The organism is Sporolactobacillus sp. CQH2019, assembly GCF_028765345.1.
Taxonomy (GTDB): Bacteria; Bacillota; Bacilli; order Bacillales; family Sporolactobacillaceae; genus Sporolactobacillus.
Genome location: NZ_JARAJZ010000011.1, coordinates 31,159 through 48,120, shown reverse-complemented (window position 1 = coordinate 48,120; position 16,962 = coordinate 31,159). Strand labels below are relative to the sequence as shown.

The following is a 16,962-nucleotide window of genomic DNA, read 5'->3' as shown; positions in this document are numbered from 1 at the left end:
GAAAGCAGCAATCGGTTCTGTGAAATAAGCAGATAATTCTGTATTATTAGGCGGGACTTCCGGTTGCTCTGCCTGTACTTCATCCTGCATGACAGCAGGAAAAATGCAGATACTAAAATTAAATTCGATGGTACGGGAGACCGCAAATGAATGTGTTCAGACACTTAATTTTTTCTGCTGCTGCCGTAGCCCTTTCATTTTGTACTTTGGGCGGAGCAGCTGTAGCCGGGGTCAGCCGGCCAAAATATGAGGCCAGGGGAAGTGTCGTCTGGGAGGTGCCCAATAATCAAAAAGTCGTTGCCCTGACTTTTGATGACGGTCCCAATCCGGTTTATACTCCGCAAGTCTTAGATCTGCTCCGGGAATATCATGCCAAAGCCACTTTTTTCCTGATCGGCAAGAGAATGGAGGCTTATCCGGACCTGGTGCAGCGTGAAGTCCGGGAAGGTCACGAACTGGGCAATCACACCTTTTCCCATGTGACTCTTTCCGGGAAGCCCCGCTCGATTTTTTCTAATGAAGTTTATAAAACCCAGACACTGATCAACCAGTACCAGAAACCGCCGCGCATTAAGCTTCTTCGTCCGCCCGGAGGAAGAGTTAACCCGGATACGGTCGATTTTTCCGAAAAAAGCCATTTTGAGGTGATTCTCTGGTCCTGGCAGCAGGATCCGAAAGACTGGTCGAACCCGGGGGTTGCTCACATCGTCAGGCACGTTCTGAAAAATATTAAGACCGGCCATATCATTTTGTTGCACGATTCAGGCGGAAACCGGAAACAGACAATAGCTGCACTGAAAATAATCATTCCGGCTCTGGAAAAACAGGGATACCGGTTTGAAACACTGTATGATTTGTTAAAATACGATAAAAAGTATAAGAATCTTTATAACCCGGGACTTGAGAAAATTTTACCGGGCACGTCCAAAGCCGGCGGAAAAACAGGATCGGCTGTACCCTGAGATCACGAGCGTCTGCTGTAAAAAGATGTTGAGGCAGACCGCCGGGGAACCGTTTTTTAACATGGCAGTCAATAAATTTGTCTGAATGCCCTTTCTTTCCAATCATTCATAAGGGATTCCGTTACCGGAAGGCGGCATAGATTTTGCAAGAGGGGTAAACACATCCATGTTATATTATAGTACAATAAAGATGGAAGTGATGATCATGAAAAGAGATTTATCGATCTGCCCTAAATTTGAAAAGGCTTTCCAGGTACTTGGGAAAAAATGGAACGGACTGATTATAGAAGTTTTATTGAGCGGGGAATGCCGCTTCAGCACGATTTCAGCCGCAATCCCTGAGCTGAGCGACCGGATGCTTGCTGCCCGGCTAAAAGAATTGGAAGGGCTGGGGATTGTCGAGCGTCATGTCGGAACGGGCTATCCGGTACAGGTCACCTATCGGCTGACGAAAAAAGGGCAAGGAATTGAGCCGATATTGGTTGAAGTGCATCGTTGGGCAGAATGCTGGTTTACCGCAGAGTCTGGTGAACAGGGCAAGACTGAAACGAGTTAGTTTACTTTTCCGTGCATCGAAACTATACTTATGTAAGCATGGGAAAAAAGATAAGCTAGGGAGTGTTGTGTTCATGTCAAACGCATTTCTGGATTCGATCAAGCAGCGCCGCTCGATCTACGGACTTGATAAAAACGCCAAGGCTTCGAAACAGGAGATTGTCGCAACGATTGAGGAAGCCGTTAAATATGTGCCTTCTGCGTTCAATTCTCAAACGGCGCGCGCCGTTATTTTGTTCGGCGAAGAAAATGAAAAACTGTGGGGCATCGGCGGCATCGTCGAACAGGCGCTGCACAAAGTCGTTCCTGATGACAAATTTGCACCGACCGCTGAAAAACTGGCCTCTTTCAATGCCGGGCTCGGTACAGTACTTTTTTTTGAGGATACGCAGATTGTCAAGGATTTACAGGAGAAGTTTACACTTTATGCCGATAACTTTCCGGTCTGGTCGGAACAGAGTACAGGAATTAATCAGTTTGCTGTCTGGACGGCGCTGGCGAACATCGGCCTCGGCGGCTCCCTGCAGCATTACAATCCGCTGATAGACGAAGCAGTCGGCAAGGCATTCGATATCCCGGAAAATTGGAATTTAAGAGCCGAAATGCCGTTTGGAAATATTACTGCTCCTGCGCGTGACAAGGAATTCGCGCCTATTGAATCCAGAGTCAAGGTTTGGGGCTGAAAGGGGCAGCCAAATCGGCTGTTCGCCGGGGCTTGCCCGTTTAAGAGCATACTTCGAAAAAGAAAAGGGTGCAGGATCGTTAAGAGACTCACTCTTTTTTTGTGTGTACGGGGCGATCATCTTCGTTTAACGGGATGAACCGCCCTTTTTTACGGCTGAAAGCATACTTAAAGGCCGGCGCAGCGGGGAACCTGTCTCTCCTCTTTGCTAGAAAAAAAGTATGACGCTTGTTTATTTAGAGAGACGGTCGGTTGCAAAATCATGCGTAATACCATGCAATTTATTTAATCGAAAAAATAGTTTAAATTTTTTTGATAATCTTGCCAGAACGCAAAAAACAAGGGTATAATTATTCTTAATTTAAAATAAAAAATATGTTTTCAGAAAAAACAGGGGGAAATTTATAAATGAAAAAGATGCTGTCCGTTTTTTCTCTGGTGTTGGCACTTGTTCTGGTTCTCTCCGCCTGTGCATCCGGCAGTAGTCCGGCCGCTTCTTCAGGCACGCAAAAAAAGACGTTAAGGGTCGTGGATGATGCAACTTATGCACCTTTTGAGTACATGAGCAATGGTAAGATCGTCGGTTTTGACGTCGACATTCTTAATGCGCTGTCCAAAGAGACAGGCTATAAGGTTCAGCTCGTCAATGTCGGCTGGGATCCTTTGTTTGTCGAATTGAAAAATAAAACGGCGGACATGAGCATTTCGGCAATAACCATCAACAGCCAGAGAAAGCAGACGTATGATTTCTCTGTTCCGTACTTTTTGTCAACGAACAAAATTCTGGTTAAGAAAAACAGCAGTATTAAATCCGCCGCCGATCTGAAAGGCAAGGTGATCGCGGTGCAAACGGCAACAACCGGACAGGCCGCGGTTGAAAAAATAGTCGGCCAGAATAATCCGAACGTGAAGAAGTTTAAAACAATCAATCTGGCTATCATGGAACTGCTTAACGGCGGAGCGAGCGCGGTCGTGGCAGATAATACGGTGATTGAAGAATATGCGAAAAACAATCCGGGCCAGAATCTGAAAGTGATTGCTGATAAAAAGGCATTTGCCCCCGAATTTTACGGCCTGATGTATCCGAAAGGAAGCAAGCTGAGACCGGTCTTTGACAAGGCCGTCAACACTTTGTATGCGAACGGCACTTATGAAAAAATCTACAAAAAATGGTTTAAGGCCTCACCGGACATTAATGAATTAAAAGCGCAGCAAAAATAAAAAACGGTCACAAGGTGAGTGCCTACCGAAAATTGCGCAACTCGATACATGTTGCGCAATTTTTTGGGTTATAAGGAGGAAAGCGGATTGGATTTTCGATTTGATCTTATTTGGAGCTATGCCCCGTTCTTTCTGAGCGGAACACTGTTGACTATCGGGCTTTCTGTCGCGGGGATTCTGATCGGGACACTTTTCGGATTATTGATTGCTTTTGGAAAAATGATGAGGAATAAATGGCTGTCTTTACCGTTTGTTTGTTATATCGGCTTTTTCCGGGGGACGCCGCTGTTTGTACAGATTCTGATTGTTCACTTTGGGGTCGTTCCCCTTCTGCTGGGGCAGTCCAACGGTATTGTCGCCGGAATTATCGCGCTCTCCCTGAATGCAGCGGCCTATATCGCCGAAGTATTCCGGTCGGGCATTCAGTCCATCGACCGCGGGCAGATGGAAGCGGCGCGTTCACTCGGTTTGACGCACGCCCAGGCCATGAGGTATATTATCCTGCCCCAGGCTTTCAAGAGAATCCTGCCTCCGCTCGGAAACGAGTTTATTGCTTTACTCAAGGATTCTTCTCTCGTGTCCACGATTGCGGCTCCCGAACTGACATACTGGGCACAGCAGATGGGCGCCGAATACTTCAAAGTGTGGGAGCCCTATCTGACGATTTCGCTGATTTATCTTATTCTCACACTTTCTCTTAGCACAGTGGTGAATCGTCTGGAAAGAAGGATGGCTACAGAATGATTAAAGTGGAGAACCTGAAGAAAAATTTTGGCGATAATGAAGTGCTGAAAGATATTAACGTTGAAGTGAAAAAACAGGAAGTGGTCGTCATTATTGGCCCTTCCGGCGCCGGCAAGTCGACTTTTCTCAGATGCGTCAACCTGCTGGACAGCATCACATCCGGCCATGTCTTTATCGAGGGCGTCGATATCACCGACAAAAAAACGGATATTAACAAAATCCGCGCAGAAGTCGGCATGGTTTTCCAGCAATTCAATCTCTTTCCGCATATGAAGGTTCTGGATAATATCATGCTGGCTCCTATGAAAGTTAAAAAAGTAGCGAAAGAGAAGGCACGGGAAAAAGCGCTTGAACTGCTGAAGAAGGTAGGCTTGGAAGAAAAAGCGGATGCCTATCCGGATTCACTCTCCGGCGGCCAGAAACAGCGGATTGCGATTGCCCGGGCACTGGCGATGGAGCCGAAAATGATGCTGTTTGATGAACCGACATCGGCGCTGGATCCCGAAATGGTCGGCGAAGTGCTCGACGTCATGAAACAGCTGGCCAGGGACGGAATGACCATGGTTGTGGTGACACACGAAATGGGCTTTGCCCGTGAAGTCGGCGACCGTGTTCTTTTCATGGACGGCGGTTATATAGTAGAAGAAAATGAACCGCATGAACTGTTCAGTCATCCACGGGAGGAACGGACCAAGGCGTTTCTGAGCAAGGTGCTTTAACCGAATGACGAATAAAGAGGCCTGCCCAGGTTCGGCAGGCCTTTCGCTGTGTCATCGTGTCGCAGTTTGCAGGTCAATGGTTCAGGCTTTATTTTTCTCATATACGCTGATCGTCTCCTAAGTATCGCCGATCAGGCATTCAGGTGTTTCATGGCAATAACGATATTATAGCAACCTATTTAATTTTTCCCGGGTTCCCATATCAGGCTGCGGGGTAAACACAGTCAAAACCATGTTTTGATTTTCAGCCGGCAATAAATTCGTATAGTTCATTTTCAGAAGCCCTAATTTCGGATGGTTCATTACTTTGCTGCCGTCAGGAATTCCATTGACATCGTGCTGCGGCCACCATGCATTGAATTCTTTGCTTTCTTTCATTAATCTGTCGGCCAGAAGGCTCAGCCAGGGATCGTTTGTGTATTTTCCATAGAGGCCTCTGAACTGTACAAGCAGGACTCTGGCCATGTATTCCCAGTGAACAAAGGATTGCCGGTAATCTTCTCTTGTAAACATCCGCCAGACAATATTCCGCTCTAATGCGCTCAAATTCTTCAAAATGTCCGAATACTTCGGATGCCAGCGCATTCCAGGCGACGATCGTCAGACGCGAATCTATAACATAGGCCGGATAATGGCGCAGCTCGTCGACAATCAGCTGCAGAGCCGCGGGAACGGGTTCTTCGTCCGCCGTGTTGATGACAGAATCGCCCGGAAAAAATCGAGAATCGCCCCGAAAAGAAGTTCAATCGCCCTGAAAAAGAGAAGAATCGCCCCGATCAGAGTAGGAATCGCCTTGTGCAGGGAGAATCGCCCGGAAAGAAACAGGAATCGCCCCGAAAAGAAGTCTAATCGCCCTAGAAAAGAGAAGAATTGCCCCGATCAGAGTTGAAATCGCCTTGTGCAGAGAGAATCGCCCGGAAAGAAACAGGAATTGCCCCGGAAAGAATCAGGAATCGCCCCGAAAAGAAGTTCAATCGCCCTGAAAAAGAAAAGAATCGCCCCGATCAGAGTTGAAATCGCCTTGTGCAGAGAGAATCGCCTGGAAAGAAACAGGAATCGCCCCGAAAAGAAGTTCAATCGCCCTGAAAAAGAGAAGAATCGCCCTAATCAGAGTAGGAATCGCCTTTGCAGGGAGAATCGCCCGGAAAGAATCAGGAATCGCCCCGAAAAGAAGTTCAATCGCCCTGAAAAAGAAAAGAATCGCCCCGATCAGAGTTGAAATCGCCTTGTGCAGAGAGAATCGCCCGGAAAGAATCAGGAATCGCCCCGAAAAGAAGTTCAATCGCCCTGAAAAAGAGAAGAATCGCCCTAATCAGAGTAGGAATCGCCTTTGCAGGGAGAATCGCCCGGAAAAGAAGTTCAATCGCCCTGAAAAAGAGAAGAATCGCCTTAATTAGAGTAGGAATCGCCCCGAAAAGAAGTTCAATCGCTCTGAAAAAGAGAAGAATCGCCCCGATCAGAGTTGAAATCGCCTTGTGCAGAGAGAATCGCCCGGAAAGAAACAGGAATCGCCCCGAAAAGAAGTTCAATCGCCCTGAAAAAGAGAAGAATCGCCTTAATCAGAGTAGGAATCGCCTTGTGCAGGGAGAATCGCCCGGAAAGAAACAGGAATCGCCCCGAAAAGAAGTTCAATCGCCCTAAAAAAGAGAAGAATCGCCCTAATCAGAGTTGAAATCGCCTTGTGCAGGGAGAATCGCCCGGAAAGAATCGAGAATTGCTCTAATGAAAAAAGGAAGTTGTTTTGAAGCATAAATGATATAAGCAAGATCATTTATCGAAACCGATCGGTTGATGATATAATCGACGTCGATTGTTTCCCGATACAGGAAGGTTCATTTTTTGCAAGAGTTCATAAGCAGTTTTACTGGACTTTAAGTATGTCCATTTTCGGAATTCTTCATTAGTTATTGCAGGGCAGATAAGCAGAAAGTAGTCGTGTAGTGCCTGCACATGTGCATTTTTCGATTTGCAGCCGCAGGAGGGACAGTGCCAGGTCCCATTGGTTCGTTGCATCGGAATTGCACGGCAAGAAGGACAATGGACGCCTGCGATTAAATCAGCTTCAGTAATCTGATACATTTTCAGAATATTGATATCGGAAGGAGTGTGATATTTTATTAAATAATGACTGATTCTTTTTTGTTCGGCCAAAGTCATTTTTTCTTCCGAATACGTGGATCTGATCGTTTTAATTCTTTCAGGTACTTGATGTATATGAGCGACTCGCTGAGGAACTGCGGAATTTCCAGGTTCAGTTCTGATAATTGTAGAGGGATTGCTTATGACAACCATAAATTCAATCGGGATCGGTGGCAGTTGGTGTAAATTCATCCAGCGGGTCAGCTGCATTTTTTGCCGCTCGACCTGTGCAATAGGATCGAAAAACCCTTCCTCTCTGCCATTAAGCGTCCGGATCAACTGTTTGAAGACCGGATCGAAGTAGAGTGTACCCGCCATGTTCTTCACTTCAATAATTAATAGAAAACAGCGAGTCATAATAAGAGTGTCCATTTGGAAAAAAGTATTGTTTAAGGAAAGGCGGAGGTCGTGAAAGATAAAATAATCTTTTTCAGTTGCCAGATCAGTAAAAAAATAATCGAGGGATTCTTCACCTTTAAACCCACTTGACCTTCTTGTTTCATTGCGACTGATTTCAGTAAATTGAGGATGATGGCTGGGAATTCGGCTTTTTAAAGCGCGTATCTGCTGGAGAATTCGGGGTGGATTTCTTTCCTTTACAATCAACTGGAGATCACTTCCTTAATTCAAATTACAATACTCTTTAACAGTACCCTGATCATCAGAAAATCGCGAGAATGGCAAATTTAAAAAAAGTGATGCTCAATGCCAAAAATCGTTCTGAATGGAGCAGTTTTTAAAGGAAAAGATTGCTATTTTAAAAAAATGACAAAAGGTATTCGTCCCGATAGACATTTTGCGTACTGCTTTACTTTTAATCGCTTTCATGAGCACGGCCTATGAGCCGCAAAGGAGAAAGCCTGTTAACTCTTTCACAGTTTTTCTAAAAAAAATGAGTTCTTGAAATAAGAACAGAAAATTCAAAAATCGATAACATAATCCAAAAAGGCTGGTGCATGGATAAAGCAAGCTCATAGTTTGTACTGTTAAATTTCGCGGAACGTTTTAGACGACCGATGCCCTTAGGACGCTGTTTGTGACGTATCATTCATTTTATTTGCGCGGTCCGGCAGTGCTCCAAAACGTGTTAAAAATATGCTTGGAGAAATCCGTATTCTATGGGGGGCAAACATGCACTGAATGCGGGATGCCGCTCCCGGTTGCCTATGAGCAGCCACTTTCTTGTAAAATTCCGGCTCTTGATTGATATCGGGAACAGGCGCCCATGCCCGTGAATCTGTCCGGCATACATTAGTAAAAAATGGGTAGGTAGGTGACGTTTGCGTGAATAACTGCCGCGGCAGGTTTCGGGATCGGAATTATTTTTGCAGGCGGCCGGCTGATCTGCGGCCGTCCGCAGCCGTTCAAAACGAAATCAATCTCGGAAGAACGGGCCATTATTATCGAGTGGGGCTCGCCGGTTCTGCAGAAATGCTGACGATCAGGCTGCTGTCTCTTAATCCTGCGACGGATAGGGTCGGCATGAACGTATACGATCCCCGGTCAAAACAATGGACTTATTATCGTGAGCACTGCAGCAGGATACTTGGAATGATCGATCTGGGGCCGGAAGAGCCCGGGACGGGAAGAGAAGAAGGTTCGCCGGGAATGTCCGCCGCCGCAACGCCTCAATGGTTCCGGCCGTGTGCACAGTTTCCTGCGCTCCCGTGGTACCGATGATAGTGTCCGATAGCGCAGAAAAGATGATCCCGTTTTATCGGGACCATCTTTTCTGCATGCAAATGCGGATCAGGCCGGTTTGTTCCTTAAAGGAACAGATTAGATCCGGGCAGAGCGGATGCCGGGAGGCATTTTTTGGAGAAGCGTCTGACGGCGTCGGCATCTGTGCCTTGTTTTAAAATAGAATCGGTTATCTCTTTTAAGTTACCGAGGGTATACTCATAGACTCCGTCGGGCAGGCCTTCCTTCAGATGGACTGCCAGATCAATTAATGAGCGGAAGATACAGTCCATACTTTCACTGCTGATTTCAAAAGTTTTATGTTCCTCGCCCAGATGCATTTCCAGCACTTTTAACAGGCCGATTAATTCAAATCGGGCGCTGCTTTGTTCACTTCTGAAAAATTCGATCTGTCTTTGCGGATCATAAGAATATTTTTTCCGGACCTGCCTCAGCAATGCGTCAAACCCGGATTCGCCTGCTTTTTTCCTGCCGCTTTTTTTAATTTCAGGCACCAGCCGTTTGCCCCCTTAAGGTATTTGTTTTCATCACGCCGGCTTGCCGGGCCAGCAAACGGACGGATAAACCATGCCTAGCCCGTTTTTTCGGCTGCACCCTTAGACATTGGGGTGCTCCTCTGATAAACAGGACGCGCCGTGTGATCGTGTCCGCGGACGATCATTTATGAGTATGAAAGGATACGCCCTGCTCTTCGGCAGGTTCAACATGAATCTGCACGGCAGACAGGTGTTCAATTTCATGCCGCAGACGATGGATGATCTGCCGTACAATGGCATGCCCTTCTCTGACGGAAGAATCGGACGGAAGCGTGATGCTCAGTTCGGCAACGATTCGATGGCCCAGCTGGCGGCGCGCCTTAACATCTCTTACATGCCGGACGCCGTCGACCCGGGCGGCCGTCTTTTCAATGGTTTCAATGTATTTCGGATCAATTCCGTTCAGCCATTGTGTGAAAACGGTCCGTGCTGCATTTTTAACAGTAACCAGAATCATGAAAGCGATGATCAGGCCGATGATCGGATCAATGACGGGATAGCCCAGCCATGTCGCCAAAATCCCCGCCAATACGGCGAGAGAAGTCCAGCCGTTAATCCGCACACGGCGGCCGTCCGCGATCAGCACCGCGCTTCCGATCCGTTTTCCCGCCCGGATGCGGCAGACAGCGGCTGCTTCGTTGCCGATAAATCCGGCAGCGGCGGCAATGGCTGCTGCGCCGAGGTGCGATGGAGAAGATCCGGCGAATAATCCTCCGATCGATTCATAGCCGGCAAGTACGGCGCTGAAAAAGATTACAAGAACGATCATTGAGCCCGCGAGATTTTCACTACGCCTAAAACCGAATGTGAAACGCTTTGTCGGCCGGCGGCGGCTGAGTGAAAAAGCGACCCATAATAGAATCGATGTCAGCAGATTGCCGAAATTGTAAATCGTATCGGCCAGCAACGCCGTGCTGTCCGATATCGCAGCAACCGCCGCCTGAAAAAGTGCTATGGCCAGCAGCCCGATCAGGGAAATAATCAGTCCGCTCCTTGTCCTTGCCTCCTTATTTCCAGAAATGTTTTCGCCCGCGCTTCCGTAAGAATATATAGGCCCGCCGTGTGTATGTGCCATTTTTACCGTGCTCCTTTACGGTTTCTTTTAACCAAAGCTGCCGGTTAATCGGCATCAGGCAGTCGTGGCCTCGGATGCGGGTTTCGCTTTGCCGGGCACGGCAGCCCTTCTCACGGCATAAATATTTTTTTCGGACGCTTCCTGATCGGCAACACAGCCGGGTCCCAGAATGAGCCCCTTGCCGTTTACTTCACGAATCGCTTCTTTCACATGATTCTCCACTTCACTGACGGTACCGTTCACAAGCAGGCTTTTTCGGACGATCCGGTTATTCTCATCGAAATACGGAACCTCCCGAATGCCGCCCAGAAGGCACTTGTCTGTTATTTTTCTCGCTTCTGCAAGCGAAGGAGAAACCCAGCGGTCATGCCAGTTCAGACAATTCACCGGATAGGCTGCGATCAGATGAAACAGATTGTTCGGTCCGTGAATGTGCGCAATATTGAAGAACGTCTGTTTGTTATAACTGTTAATCACTTTCAAGTCGTAAGGCACACCGAATTCTTTGTATTCGTCCTCCGTGAACAGATCTTTGGTCGCAGATTTCGTGGCAAAGAAAAATCCGCTGACACCGGCTTCAATGTTGGCTTTAACAAAATTGATCGTCGTTTCCGTAATCACATCGAGCGCCTGTTTGACAACTGCGGGATTTTCCTTAATATCAAGGAACAGCCGGTCTCCCGCCAGTTTATGGGCGGTCGTCAGTGGGCTGAAAATCGTCTGGACAAACGGGAATTCTCTCTTCGCCAGTTTGCTGACATGCTGGGAAAGCTGCAGCTGCTTTCCATACGTTCCGTAAATGGCAGGAAGCACTTCAAGCCTTTTCCAGTCGTCGGCCGACTCAATTGCATAACGTCTGACAGTGGGCGGTTGGTTAATTTTGTTAAAATATTCAATTTCGACGCCCCAGTCTTCCACTCCGTATAAACCGAACGGAGCCAGTTTAATAAAATCAAAATCATATTTTCTGGCATATGCCACTTGTTTCTCAGCCAGCAGTTTTGGATTCTGATCATAAGCGGAAAAATGCATCCATAAATTTACGGGAATACGGTCCACATCTTCAAAGTTTAACGCGGCTTTAATACGTTCGAATCGGTTCATGCTCTTGTCCTCCCTTTTATAAGAAATCAGGCTTCTTTTCTTAACGTTTTTTCATATTTTCTGAAAACAACAGTCAGGAACACGCATAGCAGCCAATAAACGGCAGCGGCTGCGGCATAAGATTCCAGATAGCGAAAGTTTAACGCGGATTCAAGTTTTGCTTTCGCCAATATATCGACAACGGAAACCATGAAAGCCAAAGACAGAGACTTTATAATCGATAGGTATGAGTTTAAAAAGTTGGGCAGTGCTTCAATGACGGCCTGCGGGACGACAATTCTTCTTAAGGTCTGAACGGAGCTGAATCCGAGGGATTGGGCGGCTTCTATCTGTCCGTAGCTGACCGCCATAAATGCTCCTCGTATGATTTCCGACTGAAAAGCCGAAAAACAGATGGAATAAGAGACAATCACCGTAATGACCGGATTAAATTGATTGGGATCGAACCTAAGATTCAACAATTCCGCAAAATAAAGAAAAATTTTCGGCAGGCCGTAGTACGCTAAATATAATTGGACAAGCAGCGGCGTTCCTCTTAAAAAAGAAATGCACACGGCTGTGACCCGGGACAGGACAGGGACCTTATATTGATCAATGAGCGACAAAATGCCTCCGATCAGGATTGCGAAAAATAAAATCAAAAGTGCAAGCCCTAATGTATAAGGGACAATAGTCAATATCCCTGAAAAGTCCTGAAAAAAGATGTTGGGTTCGAACAAGACTTTTCTCCTTATCGTTTTATTCCGTTTTCCAGATGATACTTTGCCGTTCTGGCTTCAAAAAAATTGATAAACCTGTCCGCTAGATAAGAAATGGCCCAATAGATTAAGGCGACGGTCAGAAAGACTTCAATCTGCCTTGAGCCGAAATCGTTGGAGATCAGATTATTTGCCGTACCCATAATGTCGACCACGCCGATAATGAATAAGATGGATGTATCCTGGATCAAATAAATCAAAGCATTTCCCAAACCCGGCAATGCGATCGGCAGAACCTGGGGGAATATGATCCGGATTTGTGTCTGAAAAGGCGTAAAACCGAGACTGTCAGCGGCCTCTTTCTGCCCCTTATCGACGGCCAGATAGGCAGGCCTGAGAATTTCCGAAAGATAGGCGCCGTAATGAAAGACAAGGGTCACTATGGCAAAAAATATGCCGCTCCAATAATTGATGTTCATGCCGATTAAAGACAGGACAACCGGCAGCCCGTAATAAACAAGAAGCATCTGAAGCAGAATAGGCGTGCTTCTTGTGAAAGAAATATATAGTTCCATCAGAGGACTGAAAAATTTGACTTTTTTAATTCGGATACCTGTGACAAGTATGCTTAATAATAATCCGATTAACCCGGAACAGACAATAACGGCGAGCGTTAATGGAAGGGCGTCAATAAAACCGGGCAGTATTTTGATCATGTAGCCAATATCCATCTTCGCTTGTATCCCTTCTGAAGCTGTGAGAATGTTCAATAAAATAGTGACAGATTTCCGTTACCTATTGCAATGTAATTCGATATAATTAGTTGGTTATTTTGTATTGAAAAACATCTTCTCCGTAATACTTCTTCGACAGTGCGGAAAGCGTCCCATCGCTCTTCAGCTGCTTTAAGGCTGAATCAACGGCTTCTTTAAGCTTTTCGTTCTTTTTCGAGAGCAGGAAGTAGGTCGGGATTACTTTTACCGGGGCAGAAGTATGAATCTTTAAGTTCAGTTGTTTAATAATCTGAGCCTCACCCAAATTGGACGGAAGAACCGAGGCGTCATATTTTCCGGCAGCTACTTCTTTAAGCCGGTCGGCTGTCGAAAGACCGGTGTCCGATGTCGGAATGTCGATTTTTTTCGAAGGATTCTGAGTATTGTAGGCCGTTAAAATATTGTATATGCCCCCGTTGGCGTCGACCGGAGCGATTTTTTTGCCGACCAGATCCGAAAAGTTCGTAATGGATTGATTGGCGTCATTCGTATAAATTTTGATCAAGCTTGCTCCGTCGCTTTCATTCGGAATCAGATACTTTTGTTCACGCACGGAATTTTTAAAAAATCCTTCGGCAATCAAATCGTATTTGCCTGTATCGAGGCCGATCTGCTGAGCGTTCGAAGAGACGCTTTGAATATTGAAACTGTAGTCTTTCAGCTTTGTATCGATTTTTCTTAATATCTCAACCTCATAGCCTATCAGTTTTCCGTTTTCCGTATAGCTCAGCGGTTTTTCGGCCGTCGGGACGGCAATTTGAACGGTTTTTACGCTGGACGACTTCGATGAAGATGAGGACTGGTTTGCGCCGGATGAACTGTTCGAACAAGCGCCCAGTGTAAATAAAAGGATGAAAACAAGTACGGCGGCTGAAATCTTTTTCATTGTTCTTCCACTCACTTTGCTGTTATAATTTTTTTGTAGCTGTTGTTAAAATGACTGAGAAATTCCCGGGTCCTTTTTTCTTTAGAATGGTTGAAAATCTGAGAAGGCGGCCCTTCTTCAACGATTTTCCCCCGATCCATAAACACGACCTTTGTCGAAATGGTCCGGGCAAAGGCCATTTCGTGAGTAACAAGCAGAATCGTCACGCCCGAATTTGCAATACTATCAATCACGTTTAATACTTCGCCGACCAGTTCCGGATCAAGCGCCGACGTCGGTTCGTCGAAAAGAATGATTTCCGGTTCCATTGCCAGGGCTCTGGCAATGCTGACTCTCTGCTGCTGGCCGCCGGAAAGCTGGGAAGGATAGGCGTCCAGTTTGTCGGCGAGCCCGACTCTGTTTAATTCTTCCAGACTCCTTTCATAAGCGGCTTTTTTACTTTTTTTCCGGACAACGATCTGTGCTTCCATGACGTTTTCAATGGCTGTTTTGTTTTTAAATAGATTGTACTGCTGAAAAACCATTGCCGTTTTTCTTCGGAGCCGAAGAATGTCCTTTTTTTTGACGGACCGGCAGTTCAGCTGGAAATCTGTGAAGGCGATTTCTCCTTCGTCGGGTTTTTCCAGATAATTGACGCATCTCAGCAAGGTCGTTTTGCCGGTGCCGCTCGGACCGATGATGGTCACGACGTCGCCTTTGTTAATGTCTAAATCGATGCCTTTCAGGACTTCATGATCGTTGAACGACTTATGGATGTTTTTCAATGCCAGCATCGTGCGGTTCACCTCCTTTTCCGATTTTTTTTGTTTGAAGTGAATTGCTGCCATCCGCCTCCTTTAACTCATTTGTAATTTAAAATAAAAAAACAAGCCGTCAAGATGAAGAAGGCCTGCTTTTTATTCCTTCTCATCTTCTGAACACGGATCCGTGCTCCTGGAATTAACACCATACACAATCATGTGCTGGTTGTCGGGTTTCATAGGGCCAGTCCCTCCGCCGCTCTGGATAAGAATTCACTTTATTAATTTGTTGATTAATATCATACCACTGGCCGCCGTTATGTCAATACACATTCATACTAAAAATATGTGTTTTATTTGTCTTTTGGACCGACAAATGTTAAAAGGCATTCGGCAGGAAGCCGGCCTGCAGGGTTTCTATAACTTTCCGCAGCCAAAATCGCGGCGGCGGGTGCTTTTCATTTATTCATGTTCCTGCAGGTTTGCGACAGAAACTTCACGCTCATTTCCCGGATTGTCAAGCGGATAAATCCGGGCGGTCTGCATGCTCTCATCGACGTGCTGAATATAAACGGGGGTCCCGTTATGAGTCACATTCACCATAATCGGCGACCCGGCAATTTCCTGAGCACGATGTGCGTCCATCCTCATACCTCCTTTTAATGATTACAGGAATTACTATTTGCCGGCACCGATGGAATTATTCTTCCTAAGAGAGGCTGTCATTGTAATAAGGAACGGAAAATGAGTCTGTCCAGGCTGAAAATAATTATCTCGGCCGCGCAGAAAAAAGCGAAGCATATTTCAGCTCCGTTTTTTCAGATCGGGAACGACGGACTGCCTTTTTCCCGCGTTTCCGATACGGATCACACCTCCTTGTAGATCTGAACTTCCTTTATTTCGGGGATCATACTGTAGGCGGTGAGTCTGTGCTGGCCGTCGTAGAGGCCCAGATTTTTATTAACAATCATCGGCGGCATCGTTCCGCCCTTTTTTATATACTCGATCATTTTCTGAATGCTGTCGGTATGATAACCATCATAGTTTTCCGGGTGCTCCTCCCATTCTTTAAAGGTCAGGAGATTTCGTCCGTTGCTGCTGAACGGGCAGGGCACTTCATACAATGTTTCTTTGGCTACTGCAGTTAAAATGAATCGATGGGCATCCGTCCCAAAGTCGTCATTTTCAATGTCGCTGTACTTGCCGCAGATTTCTTTTCCTGTGTAATACGTTGTCATGATACCGTCCCTTCTCGGCTAGTCAAAAATTTTTATCACGATAAAGCGGACACTGATTATACACTTAATTTATTATATATCCCGGCAATTTGCAAAAGGGGATGCTGATCCGAAAAATTTTGAATTTTGTACGAAACATGTCTCGGATCTCCCGGAACTTTTCTCAGGAGCCGCCGCTTTTTTCGAATTTGAAGGCCGGCGGGTCCTGCCGGCCAAATGATTGGGAATAAATATAAAATAACGGCTGTCTCAAATTCTGCCAGCCGGCTTTTATTGACAGGGTCAGTGAATTTGTTAGACTGTTCATTAAGCAAAAAATTTACATAGGATGCAGGCAAACCTGCAGGATACGCCAAAACTATTGATTGGATAAGGAGGACGGGCCATGTCTGTTGATGATGTCAGATCCTATTTCCGACAATTCGGCCGGGACAAGGATATTATTGAGTTGGAAGACTCCAGTGCGACTGTAAACCTGGCGGCCGAACATCTTCATGTCGAACCGGAACGTATCGCTAAAACACTCGCTTTTCGCGGAGAAAATAAGGAAGGCGCCATGCTCGTTGTTATGGCCGGTGACGGGAAAATCGACAACAAGAAATTCCGTGGCACTTTCGGTTTCAAGGCGCACATGCTGTCTTCGGATGAAACATTAGAATTGATCGGCCATGCCGTCGGCGGTGTCTGCCCGTTCGGACTGAAGAATGAGTGGCCGGTATTTATGGACGAGTCGCTGAAACGGTTCGAAACTGTGTTCCCTGCGTGCGGCAGCGGCAATTCGGCGATTGAGCTGAAAATCGACGAGCTGTATACCTTCGCCCGGGCGAAAAAGTGGGTGGACGTCTGCAAGGGCTGGCAGGAAGATGCTGAATAACTGACACGGAGAGCAAAGAGGACGTACGGATCCGGCAAAGGGACAGACTGGTGAATGTGCAGGGTGAACGGATCGGCCACCGCTGACTGCGCTTTCTCATTTTGCGCAGGTCCTCTGTATGAAAAGAAAAGCCTGTGCCGAAAAGAAGGGCCTTCCGGCTTTTTACTGAGTTTTAAGCGTTTCCGGGCGATCCATTTCTGAACTTTCCGGAATTCAATCAGTAAATGACTTCCAACTGTACTTTTTTCAAACAGAACAATTGATTTTATAAACTGTATCTATTATAATTACATTAATCTTCTTATAGAGGAATCG

General features: G+C 46.3%; 20 protein-coding genes, 1 pseudogene and 1 riboswitch. Of the genes and pseudogenes, 8 read left to right on the top strand and 13 right to left on the bottom strand.

Annotation, left to right across the window (positions count from 1 at the left end):
• The first annotated feature begins 146 nt into the window (after positions 1-146).
• The 6 genes from OYT88_RS15245 to OYT88_RS15220 all read left to right on the top strand — a co-directional run bounded on the left by OYT88_RS15245 (position 147) and on the right by OYT88_RS15220 (position 4,883).
• Positions 147-962, top strand: a complete 816-nt coding sequence (locus OYT88_RS15245) for a polysaccharide deacetylase family protein (RefSeq protein WP_274401203.1) — start codon at positions 147-149, stop codon at positions 960-962.
• Between the two features lie 205 nt (positions 963-1,167).
• Complete coding sequence (locus OYT88_RS15240) at positions 1,168-1,518, top strand: winged helix-turn-helix transcriptional regulator (protein ID WP_274401320.1); 351 nt, start codon at positions 1,168-1,170, stop codon at positions 1,516-1,518.
• 73 nt (positions 1,519-1,591) lie between these two features.
• On the top strand, positions 1,592-2,200 hold the full coding sequence (locus tag OYT88_RS15235) for a nitroreductase family protein (RefSeq protein WP_274401202.1): 609 nt from the start codon (positions 1,592-1,594) through the stop codon (positions 2,198-2,200).
• 407 nt (positions 2,201-2,607) lie between these two features.
• On the top strand, positions 2,608-3,420 hold the full coding sequence (locus OYT88_RS15230; protein WP_274401201.1) for a basic amino acid ABC transporter substrate-binding protein: 813 nt from the start codon (positions 2,608-2,610) through the stop codon (positions 3,418-3,420).
• 87 nt (positions 3,421-3,507) lie between these two features.
• Positions 3,508-4,164, top strand: coding sequence for an amino acid ABC transporter permease (locus OYT88_RS15225; RefSeq protein ID WP_274401200.1), 657 nt, complete (start codon positions 3,508-3,510; stop codon positions 4,162-4,164).
• A complete protein-coding gene (locus OYT88_RS15220) occupies positions 4,161-4,883 on the top strand; it encodes an amino acid ABC transporter ATP-binding protein (RefSeq protein WP_274401199.1) in 723 nt (240 codons plus the stop codon). The genes OYT88_RS15225 and OYT88_RS15220 overlap by 4 nt, the downstream gene beginning before the upstream one ends.
• Positions 4,884-5,048: 165 nt before the next feature.
• Here the strand turns inward: OYT88_RS15220 and OYT88_RS15215 are convergent, their stop codons facing one another.
• From OYT88_RS15215 to OYT88_RS15205, 4 genes and pseudogenes are all read right to left on the bottom strand, one after another.
• A complete protein-coding gene (locus tag OYT88_RS15215) occupies positions 5,049-5,438 on the bottom strand; it encodes an MmyB family transcriptional regulator (protein ID WP_274401198.1) in 390 nt (129 codons plus the stop codon).
• A 13-nt stretch (positions 5,439-5,451) separates the two neighbouring features.
• Positions 5,452-5,544 (bottom strand): annotated as a pseudogene (locus tag OYT88_RS20965) (MmyB family transcriptional regulator); the annotation flags it as partial.
• Between the two features lie 514 nt (positions 5,545-6,058).
• The gene (locus OYT88_RS15210; protein ID WP_274401197.1) at positions 6,059-6,412 is read right to left on the bottom strand and encodes a hypothetical protein; all 354 of its coding nucleotides are present in this window, start codon (positions 6,410-6,412) and stop codon (positions 6,059-6,061) included.
• A gap of 238 nt (positions 6,413-6,650) precedes the next feature.
• Positions 6,651-7,628 carry a nuclease-related domain-containing protein gene (locus OYT88_RS15205; RefSeq protein ID WP_274401196.1) on the bottom strand — a complete coding sequence of 326 codons (978 nt, stop codon included), beginning with the start codon at positions 7,626-7,628 and terminating at the stop codon, positions 6,651-6,653.
• Positions 7,629-8,306: 678 nt separating this feature from the next.
• On the opposite strand from OYT88_RS15205, the gene OYT88_RS15200 reads away from it, so the two are divergent.
• Positions 8,307-8,702: a hypothetical protein gene (locus tag OYT88_RS15200; protein ID WP_274401195.1), complete on the top strand. Its 396-nt coding sequence runs from the start codon at positions 8,307-8,309 to the stop codon at positions 8,700-8,702.
• An 86-nt stretch (positions 8,703-8,788) separates the two neighbouring features.
• On the opposite strand, the gene OYT88_RS15195 is transcribed toward OYT88_RS15200, so the two are convergent.
• From OYT88_RS15195 to OYT88_RS15155, 9 genes are all read right to left on the bottom strand, one after another.
• A complete protein-coding gene (locus tag OYT88_RS15195; RefSeq protein WP_274401194.1) occupies positions 8,789-9,217 on the bottom strand; it encodes a hypothetical protein in 429 nt (142 codons plus the stop codon).
• Between the two features lie 163 nt (positions 9,218-9,380).
• A complete protein-coding gene (locus OYT88_RS15190; protein WP_274401193.1) occupies positions 9,381-10,334 on the bottom strand; it encodes a cation diffusion facilitator family transporter in 954 nt (317 codons plus the stop codon).
• A gap of 54 nt (positions 10,335-10,388) precedes the next feature.
• Positions 10,389-11,438, bottom strand: a complete 1,050-nt coding sequence (locus tag OYT88_RS15185) for a uroporphyrinogen decarboxylase family protein (protein ID WP_274401192.1) — start codon at positions 11,436-11,438, stop codon at positions 10,389-10,391.
• Positions 11,439-11,464: 26 nt separating this feature from the next.
• Positions 11,465-12,157, bottom strand: coding sequence for an amino acid ABC transporter permease (locus OYT88_RS15180; RefSeq protein WP_274401191.1), 693 nt, complete (start codon positions 12,155-12,157; stop codon positions 11,465-11,467).
• 11 nt (positions 12,158-12,168) lie between these two features.
• Positions 12,169-12,867: an amino acid ABC transporter permease gene (locus OYT88_RS15175; protein ID WP_274401190.1), complete on the bottom strand. Its 699-nt coding sequence runs from the start codon at positions 12,865-12,867 to the stop codon at positions 12,169-12,171.
• A gap of 88 nt (positions 12,868-12,955) precedes the next feature.
• Complete coding sequence (locus OYT88_RS15170; RefSeq protein ID WP_274401189.1) at positions 12,956-13,795, bottom strand: transporter substrate-binding domain-containing protein; 840 nt, start codon at positions 13,793-13,795, stop codon at positions 12,956-12,958.
• A gap of 11 nt (positions 13,796-13,806) precedes the next feature.
• Positions 13,807-14,568, bottom strand: a complete 762-nt coding sequence (locus tag OYT88_RS15165) for an amino acid ABC transporter ATP-binding protein (protein ID WP_274401319.1) — start codon at positions 14,566-14,568, stop codon at positions 13,807-13,809.
• A gap of 130 nt (positions 14,569-14,698) precedes the next feature.
• A riboswitch (SAM riboswitch) is annotated at positions 14,699-14,807 on the bottom strand.
• Positions 14,808-14,997: 190 nt separating this feature from the next.
• Positions 14,998-15,180 carry a small acid-soluble spore protein H gene (locus tag OYT88_RS15160; RefSeq protein WP_274401188.1) on the bottom strand — a complete coding sequence of 61 codons (183 nt, stop codon included), beginning with the start codon at positions 15,178-15,180 and terminating at the stop codon, positions 14,998-15,000.
• 221 nt (positions 15,181-15,401) lie between these two features.
• Positions 15,402-15,773, bottom strand: coding sequence for a ParB N-terminal domain-containing protein (locus OYT88_RS15155; RefSeq protein WP_274401187.1), 372 nt, complete (start codon positions 15,771-15,773; stop codon positions 15,402-15,404).
• Between the two features lie 385 nt (positions 15,774-16,158).
• Here OYT88_RS15155 and OYT88_RS15150 point away from each other — a divergent pair, with 385 nt between their 5' ends.
• Positions 16,159-16,647: a YbaK/EbsC family protein gene (locus OYT88_RS15150; protein WP_274401186.1), complete on the top strand. Its 489-nt coding sequence runs from the start codon at positions 16,159-16,161 to the stop codon at positions 16,645-16,647.
• Positions 16,648-16,962 lie beyond the last annotated feature (315 nt).

What these genes read in the sequence shown, in the direction of transcription:
- OYT88_RS15185 (WP_274401192.1), bottom strand. Translation starts at nt 11,438, where the DNA reads ATGAACCGATTCGAACGTATTAAAGCCGCGTTAAACTTTGAAGATGTG.
- OYT88_RS15150 (WP_274401186.1), top strand. Translation starts at nt 16,159, where the DNA reads ATGTCTGTTGATGATGTCAGATCCTATTTCCGACAATTCGGCCGGGAC.
- OYT88_RS15155 (WP_274401187.1), bottom strand. Translation starts at nt 15,773, where the DNA reads ATGACAACGTATTACACAGGAAAAGAAATCTGCGGCAAGTACAGCGAC.
- OYT88_RS15245 (WP_274401203.1), top strand. Translation starts at nt 147, where the DNA reads ATGAATGTGTTCAGACACTTAATTTTTTCTGCTGCTGCCGTAGCCCTT.
- OYT88_RS15220 (WP_274401199.1), top strand. Translation starts at nt 4,161, where the DNA reads ATGATTAAAGTGGAGAACCTGAAGAAAAATTTTGGCGATAATGAAGTG.
- OYT88_RS15235 (WP_274401202.1), top strand. Translation starts at nt 1,592, where the DNA reads ATGTCAAACGCATTTCTGGATTCGATCAAGCAGCGCCGCTCGATCTAC.
- OYT88_RS15170 (WP_274401189.1), bottom strand. Translation starts at nt 13,795, where the DNA reads ATGAAAAAGATTTCAGCCGCCGTACTTGTTTTCATCCTTTTATTTACA.
- OYT88_RS15230 (WP_274401201.1), top strand. Translation starts at nt 2,608, where the DNA reads ATGAAAAAGATGCTGTCCGTTTTTTCTCTGGTGTTGGCACTTGTTCTG.
- OYT88_RS15160 (WP_274401188.1), bottom strand. Translation starts at nt 15,180, where the DNA reads ATGGACGCACATCGTGCTCAGGAAATTGCCGGGTCGCCGATTATGGTG.
- OYT88_RS15175 (WP_274401190.1), bottom strand. Translation starts at nt 12,867, where the DNA reads ATGGATATTGGCTACATGATCAAAATACTGCCCGGTTTTATTGACGCC.
- OYT88_RS15190 (WP_274401193.1), bottom strand. Translation starts at nt 10,334, where the DNA reads ATGGCACATACACACGGCGGGCCTATATATTCTTACGGAAGCGCGGGC.
- OYT88_RS15165 (WP_274401319.1), bottom strand. Translation starts at nt 14,568, where the DNA reads ATGCTGGCATTGAAAAACATCCATAAGTCGTTCAACGATCATGAAGTC.
- OYT88_RS15240 (WP_274401320.1), top strand. Translation starts at nt 1,168, where the DNA reads ATGAAAAGAGATTTATCGATCTGCCCTAAATTTGAAAAGGCTTTCCAG.